Origin of the sequence: uncultured Apibacter sp. (assembly GCF_946479295.1) — a bacterium.
GTDB lineage: Bacteria > Bacteroidota > Bacteroidia > Flavobacteriales > Weeksellaceae > Apibacter.
Map to the genome: position 1 here is coordinate 24,062 of NZ_CAMLFD010000006.1, position 23,002 is coordinate 47,063.

Below are 23,002 nucleotides of genomic sequence, written 5' to 3' on the forward strand. Positions count from 1 at the left end.
ACCTTTTATATAGTCAGGACTTCGTAATAAAAAGATTTTATTTTTATATTCTCATTAGATCTATAGGTTTTCGAATTGCAATAATATATTTTATAAGCTTCTTTTCCTAAATCTATTTCAATTTATGTAATCTATTTTTGAAAGTATTTAGCAAATGCTTCGTCCAATATAGGCAGTTTACTTACCCGACCATTAACGATACTTACTACTTCCGCATTTGCTTCTGAACAAATTTTATTATCAGATTTACGTATGATTTTTTGATTAAATAAATACCTAATTCCTTTTTTTTCTAAGGAATCAATAGTGCATAGAAATTTTTGCCCTCCTTTCAATGATTTCATATAGCGTACATATATGCTCACTAATACTAAATCAATTCCTTTGGTATGTAAGTCGTAAAAATCTAATCCGTGATGTTCTAAGAATTCATGACGACCTATTTCATAATAATGCTGGTAATTTGCATTATTTACGATCCCTTGAGCATCACATTCATAATCGCGTACTTTCAAATCGACTTCAAAAAGAGGTGTATTCATAATTTAACTTTTTATTCATAATAGCAAATTACAATTTACAAAAATTTAAATTCTTAAAAAGAAAAATTGCTAATTTCATATTTATAAAATCTAAGTAAATATATACCAGAGTATTCCTACATTCAAGCGAAAATCGGTATAAGGATTTAGAGGAGAACTATAGAATTTATAGCCGCTAAAACTGGAGTTGAAATGTTGTCCTTCCAAGATAATCAACATTCTTTTAACTTTAAAATGGAGAAATAAATCTAAAACAGGATATTCCCCTATATTATAATTTTCCGATTTTGATTGCAATCTAAATTCGTTAGTTACAGGAAGAAAAATTCGAGATTGGAATTTAGTAAAATAGTATGCATTTAATCCAAGTTGGAATTCGGCATTGTTTTTAAATGCTTTTGATTGATAATATACCGTTGCTCTACCTATAAAATCAGGAAGGGGTAATAGCTGTTTATTACTGGTAACATTTTGATAGGCTAGATGGGTTTCTAAATGAAACTTTTTATATTGAAAGGTATTCTTTATTCCTACTTGCACCAAATCTACAGATGAGGAAGATTGTTTAGGTAAATTATCGCTATCTAAATAGGTGTAATTCTTTATATTGTAAAATTGGGTGAAAATTCTTGTGTTATAGGGTTTTAAGTGTAATTCTCCTCCTGCTTGGACGGTTCTTTCATTTTCCGGATTTTCTACAAAGTAATTCATGGATTTGTAGAAGCTTTGGTTATACAATAAGTTAAGCGAAGGCATCTGTGATTTTATCCCCAAATTCGCTTCTATATAATAATTTTTTATCGGACTAACTATTAAATGATTATCTATATAATAAGAATTTTTAAATTGATCTCCGGACATAACTTCTCCTTGAGATTTTAAGACTATCTCTTTTTTCCAATTAAAAGTAAGTTTACCTGCTACACCTAGTCGGTTGTCCTTTAAATTTTTGGGGAAGGCTATACTTGAATCAACAATTCTGTCAAAATTAAATTCTAAGTGCTCATACTTTAATCCTGCTTCTACATGCAATCTATCGGTCCAATCATAAACAACTGTTGATAAGTTGGTAATTTTTCTCAGTTTTTTGATATTATAATGTCCTTTTAAATTATCTACCTCAAAAATTCCTTCTCTATCTGCAAAAAATGTATTAAGAGCTTTAAATTCTTCATAGGAATAATGTGAAGATTCTGCTGTAAATATATTTTTTATAGATAAGGGATATCTGTATTGACCTGAATTAATAATCCCCAATTGCTGTCCTACATAGAATCTTCGCCTTCCATATTTTGATTGAGCTCCTGTTAAATTTACCTCCATTCGGTCTCTGTCTTTAAACTTACTGTCTCCATCTTCAAAATTTTTGGGAAATTGTATTCCTCCATTTTCTTCATCATCAACATTTGCTGTAATGTAATGGCTCCACAAATTATATTTTTGATTTTTTGTATGATAGTTAACAGTAAATAAAAGTGTATTGTTTGAAGCTAGTTGTTCAAGATATTTCCCTTCTGATCTTAATCCCCTATACTGTACTGAATAATTGAGTCTTGAATTTATATTATGCGTAAATAAGCTTGATAGGGAATGTCCTTGCTTATACCCATTATTGTATTGAAATTCTGTCATGGGTGTTTGCACATCAAAATATCTCACCTCATCTGCTTCAATAAGATTGAAAGATTTCCCTATAGGAATTAAATCAATAGCAGAATTGATTTTGGTTGTATATAGTAAGGGATTAAATGTATGCCCTATATTGGAAAATGGCATGACTCCAAAACTATCTTTATGATTATACATTTTATTTCTATAGTATTTATCTATAGTTAAAACCGTATCAAAAATTTGTTTGGTATTATCTTCTGTCCAATATTTATACGACTGTATGGTAGGGTTGTAATATTTTATGGAGTCAGTACTTACTGTCTTAATATTATTAGTAGTATTGGATATAGGCACATGATCTGCTTTTTCTTCTGTTACCTGAGCAAAAGAAAATATTGAAACTATGCTTAAAAAAAAACAGACTAAAAGTAATCTAATTCTACTCATGTAATAAAACAATATGCAAATATAAAAATAAAAAAAAGGCAAAAAAATCACCTGTTTAATCTATATGTTATATTATTCATAATAATTGTTAAAATGATGCCGAATACAAACCTTTTTGCATAAAAATTTTAAGATTTCTTCTTTTAAACTTATCTTATTTGTACCTTAAACGGAAAAATTATAATCAACCTTTCAAATGATCGAATAAGATTTCATGAAAGTTCCATTAAAAATATTTTGCATTAGTGAAAAATTTATTTAGAATTTATTCATTCAAATATAATATAAAAAAACCACCTTAATAAGGTGGTTTTTTTTATGTTTACAATATATTAATAACCTTTATTTTGTTGTTTAGATAATCCTGGATTATTATCAACTTCAGATCGAGGTATAGGAAAAGCTAACCTATAATCACCCTCGGATAAAACATCTTCTTTTTCTCCCGTTAAGCCCAAACGAGTTAATGACTTGTTCCATCTTAGTAAGTCCCATACTCTGAATCCTTCCCCCACTAATTCTTTTCTCCTTTCTTCTTTTAAATCATCCATAGTTACGGAAGTTAAAGGTGCGATACCTCTTTGTTCTCTAATACCATTAATTAGATTTAGTGCTTCGTCATTAGAACCTCCGCCTCCCATCAATATAGCTTCTACCTGATTTAAAGCAACTTCTTCATATCTTATTAATTTTTGGTTGGCTTCGCCCGTTAATACTGGATATTTTCCTTCTAGATAAGTAGAACTTTTTGAAGAATTTTGACGTAACATACCGGTCTTATCTTTTTCATCTTTTTTTATAGTTGCTCTAATATCTTCCGGATCATATGCGTTGACTAAACTAGGAAGCACTCTTGTATTGGCATAGCCGTCCATAGAAAAAATATAGGCTATCCCGGCAGTTCCTAATGAACCGGAAACTCCATATGCTAATTCGAATATAGAATTAAGCCCTTCAATTCTCCAACTTGTAACATATAATCCTTTGTCTATTGGAGCGTATTGGTTGGTAACTTCACTTGCATATTTATATACATTTTTATAATCTTCTTTATATAAATAATATCTTGACATCAAAGCTGCTATAGCTCCTTTAGTTAAGGTCTGTTTCGTACCTAAGCTATATTCCGATTTATCGTAAGCTTGTTGAAAATCGGATTCAATTTGGGCATAGCATTCATCTAAGGTTGATCTAGCTATGGAAAATGAAACTGGATCTTTTATATAATCTAAAATAATCGGAACCCCTAAGTTTTTATCCTGAGTATATTTTTGTCCATATAATTTAATTAGATCGAAATAAGCCCAAGCTCTTACGGCATACGCTTGTGATTTAATTTCATTGATCGATTTTTCTGAACTTCCATCAGTAATCGTTGCATTTATAACAATATTTGCATTGGCTATAACGCGATATATTCTTCTCCAAGTTTGAGTAGCTTGGCCATCATCAGCATTCATAGTAAATTGAGAAACACTCAAATATCTTCCCGATTTACCGTTTGAAAACATTTCATCACTTCCTCTTACTTCTCCATAAACTATATAACTACAACCGTAATAATATTGATTCCTCATTAAAGCATAAGTTCCATTCATAAATGTTTGCAACTGCTCTAAAGTTGTTATCGGCGTATCTTCTATTATTTCATTTTGTTGTAATTGTGGATCCGTAAAATCATCTGAACATGATACGGTTGTAATTAATGATGATAAAACAGTTACTAATATTATAATTTTTTTCATACTTTTTTTCTTATTATTTAAAATCCGACATTAACTCCAACCGTAAAAGTTTTTAATATTGGTTGATCGAAATTACTTCCTCCTCCATTCATATTTTGTTCCGGTTCTATTTTTAAATGTCTTGTTTGACTATCAAAACAATAGGTCCATATATTAGTAGCTCTTAAATATATTTTAAGATTGGTTAAACCAATATCGTCTAAAACCGATTTTGAAAAAGTATATCCTAAGGTTAAATCTCTTAATCTAACGAAATCGCCATCGTATAAAAATCTAGTTGAATCATTATTAGATTGTGAGCTATTTGTAAATACCGGTTTCGGATTAGATGCATTAGGATTATCCGGCGTCCAGAAATCACCTTGCTCTTCATATCCTCCATAGACATGTATATATTGTCCGTCACTGGTAGTATAATTTCTCCATCCGTCATAGATTTTATGTCCAAAGCTACCACTAAATGTTGCAGATAAAGATATACCTTTGTATGACAAATCTGTAGAAAGCCCTGCCATGTATTTTGGATAAGGAACTCCTTGAATAGCTCTTTGCGCTTTATTGTATTCGGTTGTCACTTCTCCATCTTTGCCATTTATATACCATTGGGCTTCACCTGTAGCTGGATTAACACCTGCCCATTTTCTCATATACCAGCTACTAACCGCTTTGCCTTTTTGAGTAATATTTACTGTTTTTACTGATTCTCCTAAAGGTAAATCTGTTACCTCATTTTTTACATAGGTAAAATTACCTGATAAATACCAGTTGAAACCATCCGGTGTATCCGATTTAATTATCGTTCCTCCTAAGTCTAATTCAACTCCTTGGTTTACCATATCTCCGGCATTCGCTGTAACACTCGCGAAACCGGTTGTTAATGATATTGCTTTAGGAAATACTAAGTCTTTTGTTTTTTTATGAAAATAAGAGGCTGCAAAATTCATTCTATTATTAAAGAATACTGTTTCAAAACCTACATCGAATTGTCTAATTTTTTCCCAAGTAAAATCATTGTAGCCCAACTGATAGATATAGCCCCCAGCTGAATCGTTATAGTTTATATCATACGCATACAGAGAAAAGGAATTTATATCGTCATATAGTAATTGATTTCCTAATTCTCCATAGGAAGCTTTAATTTTCAGTAAATCAACAAATGTTCCTGCTAAAAAATTTTCGTTAGAAATATCATAGGCTGCTCCTACAGACCAGAATGTACCCCATTTGTTATCTGAGTTAAAGTTATTTAATGCTTCTCTTCTGATAGTTCCGTCAACAAAGTATTTTTTACCGTAATCATAGCTTAGGTTTGCCGCATATGCATTTCTGGTTGCAACATATCCGTTACCGCTCGTACCTTCATTTTTTACAAAATTATCTGTGGAGTATAAGCCTAATCTTCCTACAGTCGTATTAGAAGTATATAAATATTTATAATCTTTCTTATAGGCCTCTTGTATAATTCTAGCATCGAAATGATGATTTTCTCCAACTTTGAAAAAGTAATTTAAGATATTTTGTACATTCCAATTAAAATATCGCATTCTTTGATTAATCATCCTTCCGTTTACATTGGCTCCGTCTCCGTGAATCGGATTATCATACCTATCTCTCTCTATATTAATATATTCCGGAGCAAAATTTATAATATATTTTAGATTATTAAAAATTTTGTACTCACCTTGTATATTGGCAAAAACTCTTGCTGTTTTAGTAGTATTATAATTATTTTCCAACAAGTAAGCGGAATTAAACATACCATTAAACATCCTTCCATTCCCTAAATTATAGCTTCCATCCGGATTTTTAGCATTATCAGTAGGTAGGATAAAATATTTGGTTAAAAGCGGATTGGAAAAATATCCCCCGTTTAACACACTGTTTTGTTTGGTATAGGAAGCATTGATATCAGTCCGTATTGTCAATCTATCCGTTGCCGTATAATCTGTAGCCAACCTACCACCTACTCTATCGAAATCTGTAGTTCTTACGATACCTTCTTGTGAAAAATAATTAAGAGAAGAGGCATATCTTATTTTGTCAGAACCTCCTGTTACTCCAATATTAAGGCTATTTTGGGAAGTATAATCTCTCTCCACTAGCTTAGTCCAATCGGTTACTGGAGTTTTTCCGTCCCATAGCGCTAAAGTCGTCCCATTACTAGCTAAACCGTTAATATAATCGATTGCCTCTTGCTCGGTTACGTTTCTCTTATTTTTAACAGATTCTATAAATACTTTATTCCATGTCCCGGGTGTTATGGGTTGAGGATCTTTAACTGCTCTTCTACCAAATCCTCTTTCTAAATCGACTGTGAATTTTGGCTTCCCTTTTTTTCCTTTTTTGGTAGTTATCACTATAACACCTGCGCCTGCATCTGCTCCATATAATGAAGTTGCTGCTGCATCTTTCAATACAGTATAAGATTCAATGTCATTAGGATTTATAGTTGCTAAAACGTTAGTTGACGGATCTGAGGTTGACTCATTACGATCAGTGGATAAATTTCCTGAAGAAATTCTTACCCCATCAATTATATAAATGGGGTTATTATTTCCATTTACAGAAGTTATACCTCTCAACCTTATTTGGGCTAATCCACCGGGCTGCCCCGTAGAAGAACTTACAGCTAAACCGGAAACTCTCCCTGCTAATGCTTTATCAAATGAGGCAACGGGCGCATTAGATATATCTGATCCTTTAACAACAGAAGCCGATCCTACGACATCTTTAGCATCTCTTATCCTACCAAAACCTAGTACCACTACTTCATCAAGTTCTTTCTCTTTCTTATTTTTAACTTTTTTTGAAAATTTAAAAGCTAATTCTTCTTTTGCTACTACTTCTTCTGATTCCTCTTCTAAATTAGTTATTACTAAAACATCCCCAACTTTTCCTGTAGATAATTCAAAATTACCCTCATCATCGGTTCTTGTAAAAGTATTCGTCCCTTTAATTTCGACCTTCGCACCTATAGAAGGCTCACCATCAACCTCTTGCACACTCCCTTTAATTTGACTAAATGCAAATTGCCCGGATAAGCACAAACCTAGCACGCTTAAAATTTTAAGTTCTTTCCTCATACAATAATATAATACTTAGTTAAGCGGCAAAATTCTAACATTTTTTTAATATATCCAAAAATAATATTAAATGATCTTGAATTATTAATTTTTTGCTATACAAAAACTAATTATTTTAATTATATGACGAATTTTATTGAGAAATTTACTAATTGATTGAAAAAACACTATAAGTTAAGGTTGTGTAAAATAAAAAAGGCTGCATGAAATTCATACAGCCTTTTTTATTTTTATAAATTTTTAATTAAATTTTTAATTTCTTTTTAACTTCTACTTCTTCATAAACCTCTAATAAATCTCCTATCTGTATATCGTTATAATTTTTAATATTTAATCCGCATTCATATCCTTTACTAACCTCTTTCACATCATCTTTAAATCTCTTTAAACTTTCAAGTTCTCCTGTATAAACTACTATTCCTTCTCTTATAATACGAATTTTAGAATTTCTATGAATCGTTCCATCTAAAACCATACAACCGGCAATAGTTCCTACTTTGGAAATTTTAAAAGTTTCGCGAATTTCTACATTCCCGATAATTTGTTCTTTTATCTCAGGAGAAAGCATGCCTTCCATAGCTTCTTTGACATCGTTTATTACGTCATATATAATGGAGTATGTTCTAATTTCAATTTCTTCTCTTTCTGCTAAATCTCTTGCACTTAGATTAGGACGGATATTAAATCCTATTAAAATAGCATCTGAAGCTGCTGCCAATAATATATCAGATTCCGTAATTTGTCCTACTCCTTTGTGTATGATATTAATTTGGATCTGATCATTAGATAGTTTTTGTAAGGAATCTGTTAAGGCTTCTACTGAACCGTCTACATCTCCTTTCAAGATAATATTTAATTCTTTAAAATCACCTAATGCAATTCTTCTTCCAATTTCATCTAAGGTTATATGTTTCTGAGTTCTTATAGATTGCTCTCTAATTAATTGCTCTCGCTTATTAGCAATTTGCTTCGCCTCTTTTTCATCTTCAAAAACTCTAAATTTATCTCCAGCGGTAGGTGCCCCATCTAGTCCTAAAACCGTAACCGGTACTGAAGGTCCGGCTTCTTTCATATGGTTGCCTCTCTCATCCATCATGGCGCGTACTTTTCCATGATTTTTTCCTGCCAAAATATAATCTCCTACACGTAAAGTACCATTTTGAATTAATATAGTAGAAACATATCCTCTACCCTTATCAAGAGCTGCTTCAATCACTACTCCATTGGATAGCCTGTTTGGATTTGCCTTTAAATCTAATATTTCAGCTTCCAATAAAACTTTTTCTAATAAAATATCCACATTTGTTCCAAATTTAGCAGAAATTTCTTGGGACTGAATATTACCTCCCCAATCTTCCACTAATAAGTTCATTTGAGACAGTTCCTCCTTAATCTTATCTGGATTGGAGTTGGGTTTATCTATTTTATTGATTGCAAATATCATAGGTACTCCGGCTGCTTGAGCATGACTAATTGCTTCTTTCGTCTGAGGCATTACATTATCATCCGCTGCAACTACGATAATAGCTAAATCCGTAACTTGTGCACCCCGCGCTCTCATCGCAGTAAAGGCTTCGTGACCGGGAGTATCTAAAAAGGTTATTTTTTGTCCATTTGAAAGCACAACATTGTAAGCTCCTATGTGCTGTGTAATCCCTCCGGATTCTCCGGCAATCACGTTAGTATTTCTAATGTAGTCGAGTAAAGATGTTTTTCCATGATCCACATGTCCCATCACAGTTACAATAGGAGCTCTGGTGACTAAATCTTCTTCTTTGTCCTGCTCTTCTTCTATGGCAGAATCATCTACTTCAGAATCTGTAAATTCAATTTTATAACCAAATTCATCGGCTACCAATACCATGGTGTCTGCATCTAATCTCTGATTCATGGTTACCATAACGCCTAATGAAAAGCAAGCAGAAATAATTTCTGTAGCTGAAACGTTCATTAAACTTGCTAATTCATTTACTGTAATGAATTCAGTAACCTTTATGGTATTGTCTTTTCTTTCTTGTTCATGTAACTCTGCCTCTTGCTCTCTTCTTTGAATTCTCTTATCTCTTCTGAACTTGGAACTTTTAGATTTCCCTCCTTTGGACGTTAATTTTTCCAAAGTTTCTTTAATCTGATTTTTTACTTGCTCATCCGTCAATTCTGTCGGACGAACGTTCCTGTTATTTCCACCGGAATTAGGCCTCCTATTGCCTCCTCCTTTTTTTAAGTTTTTATTTTGACCTTGTCCAAAACCTTCTTTTTTATGTCCGGTATTATTAATGGACTTGGCAACTGCATTGACATCTACTTTAGAATCTTTTACAATTCTTTTTCTTTTCTTTTTCTCGGAATTAGAATTTTCTTTATTGGTTTTCTTTGGCTTTTGAAACTGTGTTAAGTCAATCTTTTGACCTGTAATTTTTGGCCCGTCTAATTTTTGATATTGGGTTTCTAATTTTTCCGGCTCATCATCCTGAGGTTTTTTTTCAGTTTCTCTTACCTTAGGTAAGGAAACAGCTTTGGGCTCTTCTTGTTTTTTTTCTTCTTTTTTTATTTCCTGCTTAGGTTCTTCTACAACATTCTTATCTTTTGTCTTTTTAACAGGATATGTAGGTTCTTTAGCTCGCTGAAGTTCTTCAGGAGAAATTTTTCCAACTATTTTAATGCCTGATTTCTTTTCCTCTGTTATGGATTTTTCTTCTTTTTGCTCCTTTGACTGGGAAGGAATGATTTTTTCTTCTTCTTTGTCTTTTTCTTTTCGAGAATCTTTTCTAGTCTTTTTGTGAGCATCAAGGTCTATTTTTCCTATTGTTTTAGGTGCAGCTATTTCATCAGCTTTAACCTTAAATATTTCCGGTTGCTCTACCTTCTCTTCCTTTCTTCTCTCCGGAATTTTGTTAATGACCACATCTAAAGACGCATCTTTTTTCATTTTATCTTCTGAAAATTCAGTAATTAAGAGCTGATACGCTTTTTGATCTAACTTTACGTTAGGGTTTTTCTCAATCCCGACATTCTGAGAATGTAAATACTCTACTGCTCTGTCAAGAGAGATATTAAGGTCTTTTAATACTTTACTTAATCGAATACCCGACATACTATATTTTGTTGTTATTCTATTTTTTTACAAATATGATAATATTTATTGAATGAAATTTACATTATTCTTCAAATTCTTCTTTTAAAATACGGATAACATCAATAATGGTTTCTTCCTCTAAATCCGTAAGTTCTAATAAATCATTCACATCTTTTTCTAATACAGATCTTGCTGTATCCAATCCTACTTTTTTCAACTCTTCAATAACCCAGCTTTCTATCTCATCGGAAAATTCTGTCAATTCAATATCTTCTTCTTCCGGTTCATCTCTTCTTACATCGATCTCATATCCTGTTAACCAACTTGCGAGCTTAATATTTTGGCCTCCTTTTCCTATAGCTTTAGATACTTCTTCTGGTCGTAAGAAAACAACTGCATGCTTATTTTCTTCGTCTACTTCCATAGTAGACACTTTAGCCGGACTAAGAGCTCTTTGGATAAATAATTGTTGATTATTGGTATAACTGATTACATCTATATTTTCGTTTCTTAATTCCCTTACGATAGAGTGAATTCTAGATCCTTTCATTCCTACACATGCTCCTACAGGGTCGATTCTATCATCATACGATTCCACTGCTACTTTAGCCTTTTCTCCCGGTATACGAACTGTTTTTTTTATGGTTATTAAGCCATCATAAATTTCCGGAATTTCAAATTCAAACAATTTTTCTAAAAATTTTGGTGAGGTTCGGGAAAGAATTATTAATGGTTTTCCTCCTTTAAATCCAACTTCTTCTACTACAGCTTTTACTGTTTCTCCTTTTCGGAAAAAATCTGAAGGGATTTGGTTTTCTTTGGGAAGTATCATATCATTTTGATCTTCATCCATTAAGATAACCTGTTTGTGACGGATGTAATGTACTTCTCCGCTAACAATTTCTCCTTCTATAGATTTAAATTTTTCATATAAATTAGAATTGTCATATTCTGCAATTTTTGTATTCAACACTTGTTTGAACGCTAGAATATTTCTTCTTCCTAATTCGTTTAATTCTATCTTTTGAGTATATTCTTCTCCTATTTCAAAGCTTGGATCGATTTTCCTAACTTCACTGATTTCTATTTCTAATAAATCATCTTCCGACATTTCATCTTCCACAATTTTTCTATTCAAATATATTTCTAAATCACCTTTATCGGGATTTACAATTACATCAAAATGATCATCTGAACCATATCTCTTTCTTAAAACGGTTTTCATTGATTCTTCAACGATTGCCATTAAAGTAATTCTATCTATATTTTTTTCGTCTTTAAAATCTGCAAATGATTCTATTAACTCTATACTGTCCATCGGTTCGTTCTAATTTAAATTAAAATTTTATATTAATTGTTGCTCTTTTTATATTACTGTATAATAGTTCTTCTTTTACTTCAACAGTTTCTTTACCTTTGCCTTTTTCTTTTGGTCTTCTTTCCTTCCATGTAAGAACTACTTTTTCTTCATCGGCTCCCACTATAGTTCCGTTTATCTCTCTATTTTCTGCAGTAATGATATTTAATTCTCTTCCCCTATTTTTTAAATATTGCCTTGAATTTAATAAAGGATTAGATATACCATAAGAGTATACTGACAATTCAAAATCCTCTTCTTCTCTATCTAAATTATTTTCAACAGCTCTGCTGCAATCCAAACAATCTTGTATTGAAACTCCGTCATCTCCATCTATTATAATCTCTATTTTGTTAGTTTGAGAAACTTTACAAGATATTAAAAACAAGTCTGTTCTAGTATTAAGAAATTCTTCTAATAATAAATTAACTTTCTCTTCTAATGCCATAACAACATTTTCTAATAAATAACTAAGTTATAATTATCTACAAAACTAGTTTCTAAGAATAAAGTACAAAAAAAAGCCCTCGTAAATAGGCTTTTAATAATCTTTTAAATCCCAAAAACCTTACAAAGGTAACATTTATTTTCTAAATAATAAAATTATACTGCCTATCTGTAAGATAATTAATGGTTTATACTTTAAATAGGTTATTTTGAAAATTTAGCCATATCGATTTTTACTGAAAATATATTTGAATATAAAGCAACCGAAGAGTTTCCAATATTGGTAAGTGCATAGTCTATTGTTACTCCTTTATAACGAAAACCTATACCCGCATTAGGCTGTATCGTTAATTTTCTTGAATCATCAAATTTAGTTTCATATTGCATATTATTTAATCCTGCACGTACATATACAACATTATCATAATCAAACTCTACCCCTAAGGAGGGAGACATACTTACTGCATCGGATGAAATCCAATCATTATTTCTATCGAATTCAAAATTTAAATCGAGTTCAGCTAATAAACCTACTTTTCCATCAAAATCAAATTTTTTAGCGGCACCTATTTTAAGTTTAGGCATCGTAAGCTCTATTTTATCTTTAGGAGCTTCATTTAAGGTTTCACCGTCTAATTCTAATTTATTTAATTTTTTTTGATTAACTGACCATACGTTAAAGGTTGTAGTGATATCTCTAGCCATCAATCCGAAATAAAATTTATCTTGTGTACGGTACTGTAATCCCGCATCCAAGCCAAAGCCAAATGCATTTGCAAAATCACCTACATGTCTGTATACTATTTTTGCGCTCGTACCTATAGAAAGATCCGGATTATTAAACAAATTACCTGCATAAGAAGCCATAAATGCATAATCCGCTGTAGAGAAACGGCTTATTTTATTATAATCTATATTCCCCTGATTATCTATCAATTGAGTTGTATTCATAATATCATCTACGGCAAATCGATAGAGTGAAAATCCAATAGTCCCTTCTGTCCCGTTATCAAAGCTATTAATAGGTATAGCCGCAGCTGCATATTCGTATTTTGCAATAGATTGAAAATATTCCGCATGCATTAAAGCTCCTTGCCATGCGTCTTTGACTTCCGTTAAACCTGCAGGATTCCAATACCCGGCGTTCACATCTGATATATTAGCTACCACAGTATTCCCCATTCCAAAGGCTCTAGCGTCTGCACCAATATTTAAAAATTCATTAGAATATTTTCTAAAAGCTTGTGCATGAAGCAAGGTTATGGAATGAAGAGTCCATATTATTATGACTAATTTATAATTTTGTTGATATTTTTTTTTCAAATAATATTTCTTTAATAAAAATAAGTAATATTGTGAACGATAAAAATATAAGTTTATTACTCTATAGTAAAATATAATTATAGATAGTTTAATTTTACATTGATAAATTTTTGTAAACCAACTATGAAATTTAAAAACTAACTTACTGCATAACAATTTTTATCATTTTTTTCTTATTTATAATTTATATCTTTTATTTCCCCCTCTTTACTGATGATTCGCCATACAGCTTTATTTACGGAACGAATCACTCATATGTTAAAAATATAAAAGATTTTTTTTCTCAATACAACCATTATTTCGGTTGGGGTAGTCGTACTGTTGTTCATCTAATTGTTCAATTTTTGTTATTTATAGGAGCTAAATGAGTAATATTTTAAATAGTATAGATTATGATATATAAAATATCAAACTTAAATAAAAAACAATCTTCTTTAATTACTGTTTTTATTATTTATAATTTATTTATTAGCCCTTTTATAATCTGCACATTATGGTTAACTGTGAGTAGTAACTACTAATGGAAGACTTTAATTATTTTGATATTTATATATCAATATTACAAGTATTACAATATAAAAGAATCGGATGATAATATTATAAAAAGTTTATTATTTCTCTCAAGCGGAATTATTTTAGGATGGATGAACGAAAATATGTTTTTTGCTCAATGTCTTTTTATATTAGTTATAGTTTAAAAGGAACATAGACTAATACTTAAATGGTTTTTATTTTTTTTGGATTGCTAATTGGGGGGATTATGATATTAGCTACCGGAAATATTGAAAGACAGGAGTATCTAAATAAGTTATATAACTACACATTTTTAGATAAGCCCCCAGTTGTACACCGTTCAAAAACAATACATTATTAAAATTCCCTTCTTACCTTTTATATATATTTTACTTCTTTCGTAAAATAAAAAATATAATTAGGAGTATTAATCGTAAGAAAATTAATGGCTCTTTATTATTCTTTTTATTGAGGCAAATAGCTTGGTTATGTATGGCTGTTTCTCTAACCTTTTCATCAAGAGCGACTTTTGGAATCTTAACATTGATAATTGTCGGTACTAGGAATATTATATGCAAATATTATTAATAAAATTAAATATATTTCTAGGGCTTTTTACTTATGCTATCTATTCCACTCTCAAACAATTACCATAAAGACGTTAAAAATTGAAAATTCTTAATCCAGAAATTAATGAGTATGCATCAATTATTAAAACAGAAAAATTAAGAAGTAATCGAAACATCTTATTTTTCAAGAAAATAACAATACCTAAAAAATATGGATCTGAAAAATTGAGTGATGATTTTAAATTTTGGTTAAACCAAGATATTTCTATTATTTATTAGGATATTAATTCTGTAAAAATGTATTATAGTAAGTAATAAATTCGAAAATGGAACTAAGAATAATACAAAATTCTTAGATTTGTATTTTTATTATTATTTATATCACAAAAAATGAAACATATACCTAATACACTTACACTTGCCAATTTATTATGTGGAAGCGTTGCGTGTATTTTAACAATTATTAAAGCCCCTATAAATTACATTTTAATTCTCCTTTTATGTTCACTTATTTTTGATTTTTTTGATGGTTTTGCTGCACGACTTACAAAAGTTTCAGGTCCTTTTGGTAAAGAGCTTGATAGTTTAGCCGATGTGGTTACTTTTGGCGTACTTCCCGGCTTATTAATGTTTACTATGTTAGGTGGAGATGATTTTTATACACGTTTGAACAATTTAACGTCCGGATTTGTCTATAATGGGTATATTATTGGACTGTTTCCTTTTTTTGGTTTGTTAATAACATTATTTTCGGCTATTAGATTAGCCAAATTTAATCTTGATGAAGATCAAAGTTACTATTTTAAAGGGTTGCCAACTCCTGCTAATACATTATTTATTTTTTCATTATATTATATTCACCAAAATCATTCTTTCTCTTTATTAAATAATATCTGGTTTTTACTATTTATTACAGCATTGTCCTGTTATCTATTAGTATCAAATATTCCTTTACTAGCTTTAAAATTTAAAAATTTAAAATGGAAAGATAATTCACTTATTTTTTCTTTTCTCATAATCTGTTTAATTCTGTTAATCTTTCTTAAAATTTCTGCTATTCCCATACTAATTTTGATTTATATACTTTTATCAATTATATTTAGAAAAAAAATTATTTCTGATGGAACTAAAACTACATAAATCAATCTGCTTTTTTGATTTAGAAACTACCGGAATAAACATAAGCAAAGATCGTATAGTTGAAATTAGCATTTTAAAAGTAAATCCTGATCAATCTAAGGAGAGTAAAACTTGGAGAGTTAATCCGGAAATTCCTATCCCTAAAGAATCATCTTTAATTCATGGAATTTATGACGAAGATATTGCCGATGCTCCAACTTTTAAGAAAATTGCTCCTCAAATTTTGGAAATGATAAAGGATTCTGATCTTTCTGGATATAACTCCAATAGATTTGATATACCGCTACTTGCTGAAGAACTTTTACGTAATGGGTTAGAATTTGACATAAAGAAGCACAGACCTATTGATATTCAGGTAATTTTCCATAAAATGGAACCGCGAAATCTATCCGCCGCTTATAAATTTTATTGTGATAAAAATTTGGAAAATGCCCACTCGGCATCTGCGGATACCTTCGCTACCTACGAGATATTAAAAGCTCAACTTGAAAAATATGAGGAAATTCAAAATGATGTCAAATTCCTTCATGAATTTACAACTCAAAATAAAAATGCTGATTTAGCCGGATTTGTAGGTATAGATAAAGATGATGATGAAATTTTTAACTTTGGAAAATATAAAGGAAAAAAGCTTAAAAATGTTTTTTTAAGTGATTTAGGGTACTACTCTTGGTTAATGAATGCAGATTTTCCTTTATATTCAAAAAAAATTTTTACTAGAGCTAAATTAAAAAGTGTTTTATGAAAATTATTTGTGTAGGGAGAAATTTTAAAAATCACGCGAAAGAGCTAAATAATGAAATTCCTAAAGAACCGGTTTTATTTATTAAACCTGATACCTCTATAATAAGATCCGGTGATGATCTTTATATTCCTGAATTTACCGACAACCTTCAGCATGAAGTTGAAATTCTTATAAAAATTTCTAAAGTTGGAAAGTACATCCAACCTGAATTTGCCTGTAATTATTATTCTGAAATAGGCCTTGGTATTGACTTTACGGCCAGAGATCTTCAAGATGAATTGAAAGAGAAAGGTCTTCCTTGGGAAAAATCAAAAGCTTTTGATCGCTCGGCATTAATTGGAAATTTTGTTAGCAAAGAAAAATTTAATTTAGATAATTTAAATTTTTCTTTAGTTAAGAATAATCAAATTCAACAAAAGGGAAATACTTCCGAAATGATTTTTTCATTCGATTTTCTTATCTCTTATATTTCGCAATTTTTTACTTTAAAAATGGGTGATATTATATTTACGGGAACCCCATCCGGAGTTTCAAAACTTAATGAAAATGATTTATTAGAAGGTTTTATTGAAAATGAAAGGTTTTTTGAAGTACGAATTAAATAAGCTTTTATTCGTTAACTTTTAATTTATAATCCTGATCTTTGGGAACAATAAAAAACTTTTTAGGAGACCATTGAGCAAGAAAAATTTCAGATACATCATCATATCCTTGTTTTCTAAGTTCATCTTTAAGCCATTCTTCTGTTTTATTAATGCCGTCTAAGTAAACGTGATTAATTTTTCCCTCAATAACTAATAATACTGCATATTTATCGTAATCATCTGTAAATGCAGTTATGGAACCATCTTGTTCCATTTGTGCAAAATATACTTTAGATATATCATATATGCCGTTATTTTTTAATACACTGGCATAAGTCATTATATCTATCTTTGCTTTTCTAAATCCTTCAATATTGAATTTCCCTTTTAATACCAAAGGAATAATTGGTCCTTCGATCAAACCTCGTAAGCGACTGTATTTCTTAGTTAGAAAAGCTATTAAATACACAATAAATGTCCAGATAAATAATACGAGAGCAAATTCCATGATAGAAATATTCGGATTATAGATTATTCCACCTACTAGTCCTCCTAAAACTATATTTTGTATTAAATCAATTCCTGACACCTGATTTAAAATAGTCCTACCCACTAATTTTATATAAACCAGTACTGCGAAAAATGCTACAACTAATTTTATTGAAATAAAGATATTATCATATAAATTAAAACTTCCGAAAAATGCATTTTTTAAATCCATTGTATTTTTTGTAATTTAGTGTTATATACAAAAGTATAAATTAATTCAATATATTGACTTATATTTATTTACTTCTTTTTTGTTTCAAGTATAAAGAAATATATTAATATAAAATTATACTAAAAAGAAAAAAATCAAAAAGCTGAAAGTATATACTTTCAGCCTATCATAACACATAAAAATATATGAATCTAAATAATTTTAAATCTGATTTTTGATTTTTTTATTCACAGTTATCTTATTTGAAAAAAATTATATAATTAGCTTTCTCTAAATTTATATCATACAATATTTCAAAACATTAAACGCTTTATTTAGTAATTAACTTTTGTTAAATATTAATTACTGCTATTTCTAAAATCACAATTTATTTTCAAGGTCATAAATCTAGTATTGTTTACGCATTTCCGTAGCTGCTCCTACCATTTCAATGAGTGATTTTTCTGTTTCCTCCCACCCTCGTGTTTTAAGTCCACAATCAGGATTTATCCATAACTGATCAACCGGTATGCTTTTTATTGCTTTTTGTAGCAAGGAAATCATTTCCTGCTTAGAAGGTACTCTTGGAGAATGTATATCATAAACACCAGGACCTATATCATTTGGATACTTAAATTCTGAAAAAATACTTAAAAGCTTCATATCTGATTTAGAGCATTCAATAGTAATTACATCTGCGTCCATATCAGCTATATTTTGTATTATATCGTTGAATTCAGAATAACACATATGAGTATGAATTTGAGTTCTATCCTCAACTCCGCAGGAGGCAATTCTAAATGCTTTTATTGCCCAATCCAAATAGTTTTTCCATTCATTTTTACGTAAGGGAAGTCCTTCTCTGATTGCGGGTTCATCGATTTGAATAATTTTTATACCTGCTTTTTCAAGGTCCAACACTTCTTCTCTTATTGCTAATGCAATCTGGAAACATGTATCTTTTCTTGGTTGATCGTCTCTTACAAAACTCCATTGCAATATAGTAACGGGACCGGTCAACATTCCTTTTACATTTTTATTTGTTAACGACTGAGCATAAGAAGACCATTTCACTGTCATAGGATGTGGTCTAAAAATATCTCCATATATGATAGGTGGCTTTACACAACGACTTCCGTAGCTTTGTACCCATCCGTTTTTAGAAAAGGCGACTCCGTCTAACTGTTCTCCGAAATATTCAACCATATCATTACGTTCAAATTCGCCATGAACTAATACATCAATGCCTATTTTTTCTTGGAAACGAATTGTTTTTTCAATTTCTTTTTTTACCAACTCTTCATATTCTAAAGATGTTATTAATCCTTTTTTCAATTTTGATCTCCAACTACGAACTTCTGAGGTCTGAGGAAAAGAGCCTATTGTTGTTGTAGCAAATGAAGGTAATTGCAATGCTTCTTTTTGTTTTTTCTTACGTTCTGAAAAAATAGATTCTCTTTTATCTACTACACTTTCTATATTTTTTATTTTTTCTTTAACCTTCTCATTATGTATTAAGGTAGAAGTTCTTCTACTTTCGACAATTTTTTTATTTTCTTGTAATTTTTTTTGTAATTCCGAATCATTTTCTTTCTCTGCAAGACGTTTCAATGTAACTACCTCATCGATTTTTTGCTTGGCAAATGCTAACCATTTTTTAGTTTCTAAAGAAAGTGATTTTGTATCTGTTTCCAAATCTAAATCTACGGGACTGTGAAGTAGTGAACATGAAGGCGCTATCATGACACGGTCTGCACCTATTTTGGAAACTGCTTTATGAATCATTTCCAAAGAATTTTCAAAATCGTTTTTCCAGATATTTCTTCCGTCAACGATTCCTAGGGATAAAATAATATTTCCAGGAATATTGCCTAATATTTCTTCTAGTTGCTGGGGACAACGAACCAAATCAATATGTAAAGCTTGTATCGGAAGTTTATAGGCTAGCTGTAAATTATCTTTTATGCCGTCAAAATAAGTAGTAAGCAACTTGTTTATATAAGGAAATTGCTTATGAATTTCTATATATGCGTATTCGAATGTTTCTTTTGTCTTTGTATCTAAATCCAAGGCTAAGAAAGGTTCATCAAACTGTACCCATTCAACCCCTTCTTCTTTTAATCTTGTTAAAATTTCCACATATACGGGAAGTATATTTTTTATTAAGTCCAACTTATTGAAATTCTCTTCTTTCTCCTTTCCTAACAATAAATAAGATACCGGACCTATAATTACAGGTTTTGTTTTGATTCCTGCTTTTTTAGCCTCTAAATATTCATCTATGATTTTTGTAGAAAATAATGAAAATTTCTGATTACTTTCAAATTCCGGTACGATATAATGATAATTAGTATCGAACCATTTGGTCATTTCCATAGCTTTTATATCAATACCTTCTTTTTGAAAGCCCCTTGCCATAGCAAAGTATAAATCCAATTCTGTATTTGATTTATCCAGTATTACCTTATTATATCTTTTGGGAATTGCTCCTACCATCAGGGACATATCTAGTACCTGATCGTAATAGGAGAAATCATTGGACGGAATCAAGTCTATTCCTATTTCTTTTTGTGTCATCCAGTTTTGATGCCGAATATTTTTTCCTGTTATCATCAGCTCTTCTACTGATGCTTTACCTGCCCAATATTTTTCACAGGCTTTTTTAAGTTCTCTGTCACTACCAATACGCGGATAGCCTAGATTGTGTGTCTGCATTTGTATAACTTTTTAAACGATTATATTATAAAAAGCTCTTATTGCTAAACTTCACAATGCCTTTTTGTTATGAATTGGAAATACAAAATAAAATATGATATTAAAAAGCCCTCTTCTCTAAAAATAACGAAAGGAGAATTTTATTATCATTCTTTATACTCTGTGATCTTGCTCTTATTCGCGAAAGCATTGTCAATTAAGAATAGGCAGGTCTCCTGGCTTATAACATTTTATCTGCCTTCTCACCTTTTACATGGCAATGGCTTATTTTGATAAAACTATTTTACGTTATTTACAGTTGCGCGTCAGCTCACGATTTACACATGATTCCCTATTAAGCTGTTATTACACAGCACCTTATTCCTTGTTGATAAAGAAATTAAGTAAAGAACTTATTTATACAAAGATAAAAACCTTTTCTTTTATTTCTTTATTTATATAAATAAAATTTTAAACCTATATTCAATTTCTAAATTATAACTAATTTATGTTTTATTTAAAACAATTTTTTTAATCGATCTTTGGAAAAACCTTTAAGCTCTGATAAGTTACCTTTTTTAATTTTTAACACCCATTCAGGGTCTTCTAATAATGCACGTCCCACAGCTATTAAATTAAACTCATCTTGATCCATTCTTCGGTCTAGTTCATCCAGAAAACTACTATTTACATCAAAGCTCTCTCCTCTGAATGCTCCTAAAAAATCTCCGTTTAGTGCAACTGAACCCACACTTATTGATGGCTTACCAGTAATTTTTTTTGCCCATCCTGCAAAATTTAAATTTGAATTTTCAAACTCAGGCTCCCAAAACCTTCTTTGAGAACAATGAAAAATATCTACTCCTGCCTCTGATAATGGCAGTAACCATTCTTTCATTTCTTCCGGAGACTTAGCAATCTTTGCTGAATAATCCTGTTGTTTCCATTGAGATAATCGTAATATTATAGGAAACTCTGCTCCTACTGCACTTCGTACGGCTTTGACGATTTCAATAGCAAAACGGCTTCGTTGGGAAATCGTTGAACCTCCCCATTTATCTTTGCGCCTATTAAGTTTATCCCAAAAGAATTGATCAATAAGATATCCATGTGCCCCATGCAATTCGAGTGAATCAAATCCTATTTTTTTTGCTTGATAGGCAGCTTCTGCAAACGCATCTATCGTTTCTTTTATGTCATCTTCACTCATTTGTTTTCCTCCTTCGGTATCTGGATTTAGCAGACCGGAAGGACCTTCAAAAGGCTTGTGAGGTCTCCAATTTCTTTTGGGCGGGATAATTCCCATATGCCAAATTTGTGGGGCTATTTTTCCATCCTTAGCATGAACTGCATCAACTACTCTTTTCCATCCTTCTAAAGCTTCATCGCCATAAAATTTCGGAATATTCAGATCATTAGAAGAGGAAGATCTATCAACGACTGTCCCTTCTGTTATAATGAGACCGACTTCCGATTGGGCTCTTCTTTCATAATACTCCGCTATTTCTTTAGTGGGAATTCCATTATAAGCAAAAGACCTTGTCATTGGTGCCATCACTATCCTATTTTTCAAGAACAAATTTTTATAGTTAAATGGCTCAAATAATTTATATATTTTCATGGTTTATTCTACTTCGTATACTAAGCGAACGGTAATATTTGCTGTTTTGTACTTAGAGGTTACGTTAAAAGCTCCTCCCCATGAATAATCATCTTCAGAAGAATTTTGTGCAGTAATTTGAAAGACTCCCTGATTGGCACTTTTCACATTCTTCAATTTACATCCGGTACTTAAAGCTATTTCTTCTGCTCTTCTTTTTGCATCCTTGGTTGCATCTGATATCATTTTTATTTTTAAATCAGATAATTTTGTATAGTAATATAATGGGGATCTAGAATATAGCTCAACTCCATTATTAATTAATTCTGTAATCTGACGTGAGAGATCTTCAACTTTTAGAACATCTTTAGATTCAATGGTAATGGTTTGATTTAATTCGTATCCGGTAAAAAATTTTTGAGATTCATTTGCTGTATATTTATAATCATATTGTTTGGAAATATCAACAGCTGAAAAAACCATTTCTTTTTCAGTAAACCCTTTGGAGATAAGATACTCTGTTATCGTTTGCCTATCTGATTCTAATTCTGCATAGGCTTGTTTTAAATCTAAGCTCTTTTTTGAAAAGTCAGCTTTCCACACTATAAAATCCGAAACAAAATCTTTGGTTCCTAAACCCTTAACAGATATGGTGTTAGATTGATATTTCTTTTTATATGAACTTCCTATAAAAAAAGCAGCTACAACAATTGATACGGACGCAATTAGCGATGAAATGACAATATAATTCTTCATAATATTTTTTTTCAAATATACAAAAAAAGCACCTCAAGATAAGGTGCTCTTTTATATATTAAAATTTATA

General features: G+C 30.7%; 17 protein-coding genes and 1 riboswitch. Of the genes, 5 read left to right on the forward strand and 12 right to left on the reverse strand.

Features of this window, described 5'->3' with window-relative positions:
* Positions 1–131: 131 nt before the first annotated feature.
* The 8 genes from Q0T35_RS05690 to Q0T35_RS05725 all read right to left on the reverse strand — a co-directional run bounded on the left by Q0T35_RS05690 (position 132) and on the right by Q0T35_RS05725 (position 13,631).
* A complete protein-coding gene (locus Q0T35_RS05690) occupies positions 132–542 on the reverse strand; it encodes a thioesterase family protein (protein ID WP_293916416.1) in 411 nt (136 codons plus the stop codon).
* Positions 543–632: 90 nt separating this feature from the next.
* Positions 633–2,600: a putative porin gene (locus Q0T35_RS05695; RefSeq protein WP_295841302.1), complete on the reverse strand. Its 1,968-nt coding sequence runs from the start codon at positions 2,598–2,600 to the stop codon at positions 633–635.
* 332 nt (positions 2,601–2,932) lie between these two features.
* Positions 2,933–4,345, reverse strand: a complete 1,413-nt coding sequence (locus tag Q0T35_RS05700) for a RagB/SusD family nutrient uptake outer membrane protein (protein ID WP_295809472.1) — start codon at positions 4,343–4,345, stop codon at positions 2,933–2,935.
* A 17-nt stretch (positions 4,346–4,362) separates the two neighbouring features.
* Complete coding sequence (locus Q0T35_RS05705) at positions 4,363–7,428, reverse strand: SusC/RagA family TonB-linked outer membrane protein (RefSeq protein ID WP_295841303.1); 3,066 nt, start codon at positions 7,426–7,428, stop codon at positions 4,363–4,365.
* 244 nt (positions 7,429–7,672) lie between these two features.
* The gene (infB, locus tag Q0T35_RS05710) at positions 7,673–10,522 is read right to left on the reverse strand and encodes a translation initiation factor IF-2 (RefSeq protein ID WP_295841304.1); all 2,850 of its coding nucleotides are present in this window, start codon (positions 10,520–10,522) and stop codon (positions 7,673–7,675) included.
* Positions 10,523–10,586: 64 nt separating this feature from the next.
* A complete protein-coding gene (nusA, locus tag Q0T35_RS05715) occupies positions 10,587–11,822 on the reverse strand; it encodes a transcription termination factor NusA (protein ID WP_293916408.1) in 1,236 nt (411 codons plus the stop codon).
* Between the two features lie 19 nt (positions 11,823–11,841).
* On the reverse strand, positions 11,842–12,309 hold the full coding sequence (gene rimP, locus Q0T35_RS05720) for a ribosome assembly cofactor RimP (protein ID WP_293916406.1): 468 nt from the start codon (positions 12,307–12,309) through the stop codon (positions 11,842–11,844).
* A gap of 203 nt (positions 12,310–12,512) precedes the next feature.
* Positions 12,513–13,631: a PorV/PorQ family protein gene (locus tag Q0T35_RS05725; RefSeq protein ID WP_293916404.1), complete on the reverse strand. Its 1,119-nt coding sequence runs from the start codon at positions 13,629–13,631 to the stop codon at positions 12,513–12,515.
* A 149-nt stretch (positions 13,632–13,780) separates the two neighbouring features.
* On the opposite strand from Q0T35_RS05725, the gene Q0T35_RS11125 reads away from it, so the two are divergent.
* From Q0T35_RS11125 to Q0T35_RS05740, 5 genes are all read left to right on the forward strand, one after another.
* Positions 13,781–13,999 carry a DUF6056 family protein gene (locus tag Q0T35_RS11125; RefSeq protein ID WP_366937727.1) on the forward strand — a complete coding sequence of 73 codons (219 nt, stop codon included), beginning with the start codon at positions 13,781–13,783 and terminating at the stop codon, positions 13,997–13,999.
* Between the two features lie 165 nt (positions 14,000–14,164).
* A complete protein-coding gene (locus Q0T35_RS11130; protein ID WP_366937728.1) occupies positions 14,165–14,329 on the forward strand; it encodes a DUF6056 family protein in 165 nt (54 codons plus the stop codon).
* Between the two features lie 774 nt (positions 14,330–15,103).
* Complete coding sequence (locus Q0T35_RS05730; protein ID WP_293916402.1) at positions 15,104–15,853, forward strand: CDP-alcohol phosphatidyltransferase family protein; 750 nt, start codon at positions 15,104–15,106, stop codon at positions 15,851–15,853.
* Positions 15,834–16,598, forward strand: a complete 765-nt coding sequence (locus Q0T35_RS05735; RefSeq protein ID WP_295841306.1) for a 3'-5' exonuclease — start codon at positions 15,834–15,836, stop codon at positions 16,596–16,598. Before Q0T35_RS05730 ends, Q0T35_RS05735 begins: the two co-directional genes overlap by 20 nt.
* Positions 16,595–17,203 (forward strand): fumarylacetoacetate hydrolase family protein, encoded by a 609-nt coding sequence (locus Q0T35_RS05740; RefSeq protein WP_293916398.1) that lies wholly within the window; start codon positions 16,595–16,597, stop codon positions 17,201–17,203. Before Q0T35_RS05735 ends, Q0T35_RS05740 begins: the two co-directional genes overlap by 4 nt.
* Before the next feature lie 4 nt (positions 17,204–17,207).
* On the opposite strand, the gene Q0T35_RS05745 is transcribed toward Q0T35_RS05740, so the two are convergent.
* From Q0T35_RS05745 to Q0T35_RS05760, 4 genes are all read right to left on the reverse strand, one after another.
* Positions 17,208–17,903 (reverse strand): DUF421 domain-containing protein, encoded by a 696-nt coding sequence (locus Q0T35_RS05745; RefSeq protein ID WP_293916396.1) that lies wholly within the window; start codon positions 17,901–17,903, stop codon positions 17,208–17,210.
* A 387-nt stretch (positions 17,904–18,290) separates the two neighbouring features.
* Positions 18,291–20,597 carry a 5-methyltetrahydropteroyltriglutamate--homocysteine S-methyltransferase gene (metE, locus tag Q0T35_RS05750; protein ID WP_295841309.1) on the reverse strand — a complete coding sequence of 769 codons (2,307 nt, stop codon included), beginning with the start codon at positions 20,595–20,597 and terminating at the stop codon, positions 18,291–18,293.
* Between the two features lie 187 nt (positions 20,598–20,784).
* A riboswitch (cobalamin riboswitch) is annotated at positions 20,785–20,972 on the reverse strand.
* Between the two features lie 121 nt (positions 20,973–21,093).
* The gene (locus tag Q0T35_RS05755; RefSeq protein ID WP_295809454.1) at positions 21,094–22,197 is read right to left on the reverse strand and encodes an NADH:flavin oxidoreductase; all 1,104 of its coding nucleotides are present in this window, start codon (positions 22,195–22,197) and stop codon (positions 21,094–21,096) included.
* 3 nt (positions 22,198–22,200) lie between these two features.
* Entirely contained in the window at positions 22,201–22,932 is a 732-nt protein-coding gene (locus Q0T35_RS05760; RefSeq protein WP_295841310.1) for an SIMPL domain-containing protein, read from the reverse strand.
* Positions 22,933–23,002: the final 70 nt, after the last annotated feature.

What these genes read in the sequence shown, in the direction of transcription:
- Q0T35_RS05690 (WP_293916416.1), bottom strand. Translation starts at nt 542, where the DNA reads ATGAATACACCTCTTTTTGAAGTCGATTTGAAAGTACGCGATTATGAA.
- Q0T35_RS05695 (WP_295841302.1), bottom strand. Translation starts at nt 2,600, where the DNA reads ATGAGTAGAATTAGATTACTTTTAGTCTGTTTTTTTTTAAGCATAGTT.
- Q0T35_RS05700 (WP_295809472.1), bottom strand. Translation starts at nt 4,345, where the DNA reads ATGAAAAAAATTATAATATTAGTAACTGTTTTATCATCATTAATTACA.
- Q0T35_RS05705 (WP_295841303.1), bottom strand. Translation starts at nt 7,428, where the DNA reads ATGAGGAAAGAACTTAAAATTTTAAGCGTGCTAGGTTTGTGCTTATCC.
- infB (WP_295841304.1), bottom strand. Translation starts at nt 10,522, where the DNA reads ATGTCGGGTATTCGATTAAGTAAAGTATTAAAAGACCTTAATATCTCT.
- nusA (WP_293916408.1), bottom strand. Translation starts at nt 11,822, where the DNA reads ATGGACAGTATAGAGTTAATAGAATCATTTGCAGATTTTAAAGACGAA.
- rimP (WP_293916406.1), bottom strand. Translation starts at nt 12,309, where the DNA reads ATGGCATTAGAAGAGAAAGTTAATTTATTATTAGAAGAATTTCTTAAT.
- Q0T35_RS05730 (WP_293916402.1), top strand. Translation starts at nt 15,104, where the DNA reads ATGAAACATATACCTAATACACTTACACTTGCCAATTTATTATGTGGA.
- Q0T35_RS05735 (WP_295841306.1), top strand. Translation starts at nt 15,834, where the DNA reads ATGGAACTAAAACTACATAAATCAATCTGCTTTTTTGATTTAGAAACT.
- Q0T35_RS05740 (WP_293916398.1), top strand. Translation starts at nt 16,595, where the DNA reads ATGAAAATTATTTGTGTAGGGAGAAATTTTAAAAATCACGCGAAAGAG.
- Q0T35_RS05745 (WP_293916396.1), bottom strand. Translation starts at nt 17,903, where the DNA reads ATGGATTTAAAAAATGCATTTTTCGGAAGTTTTAATTTATATGATAAT.
- metE (WP_295841309.1), bottom strand. Translation starts at nt 20,597, where the DNA reads ATGCAGACACACAATCTAGGCTATCCGCGTATTGGTAGTGACAGAGAA.
- Q0T35_RS05755 (WP_295809454.1), bottom strand. Translation starts at nt 22,197, where the DNA reads ATGAAAATATATAAATTATTTGAGCCATTTAACTATAAAAATTTGTTC.
- Q0T35_RS05760 (WP_295841310.1), bottom strand. Translation starts at nt 22,932, where the DNA reads ATGAAGAATTATATTGTCATTTCATCGCTAATTGCGTCCGTATCAATT.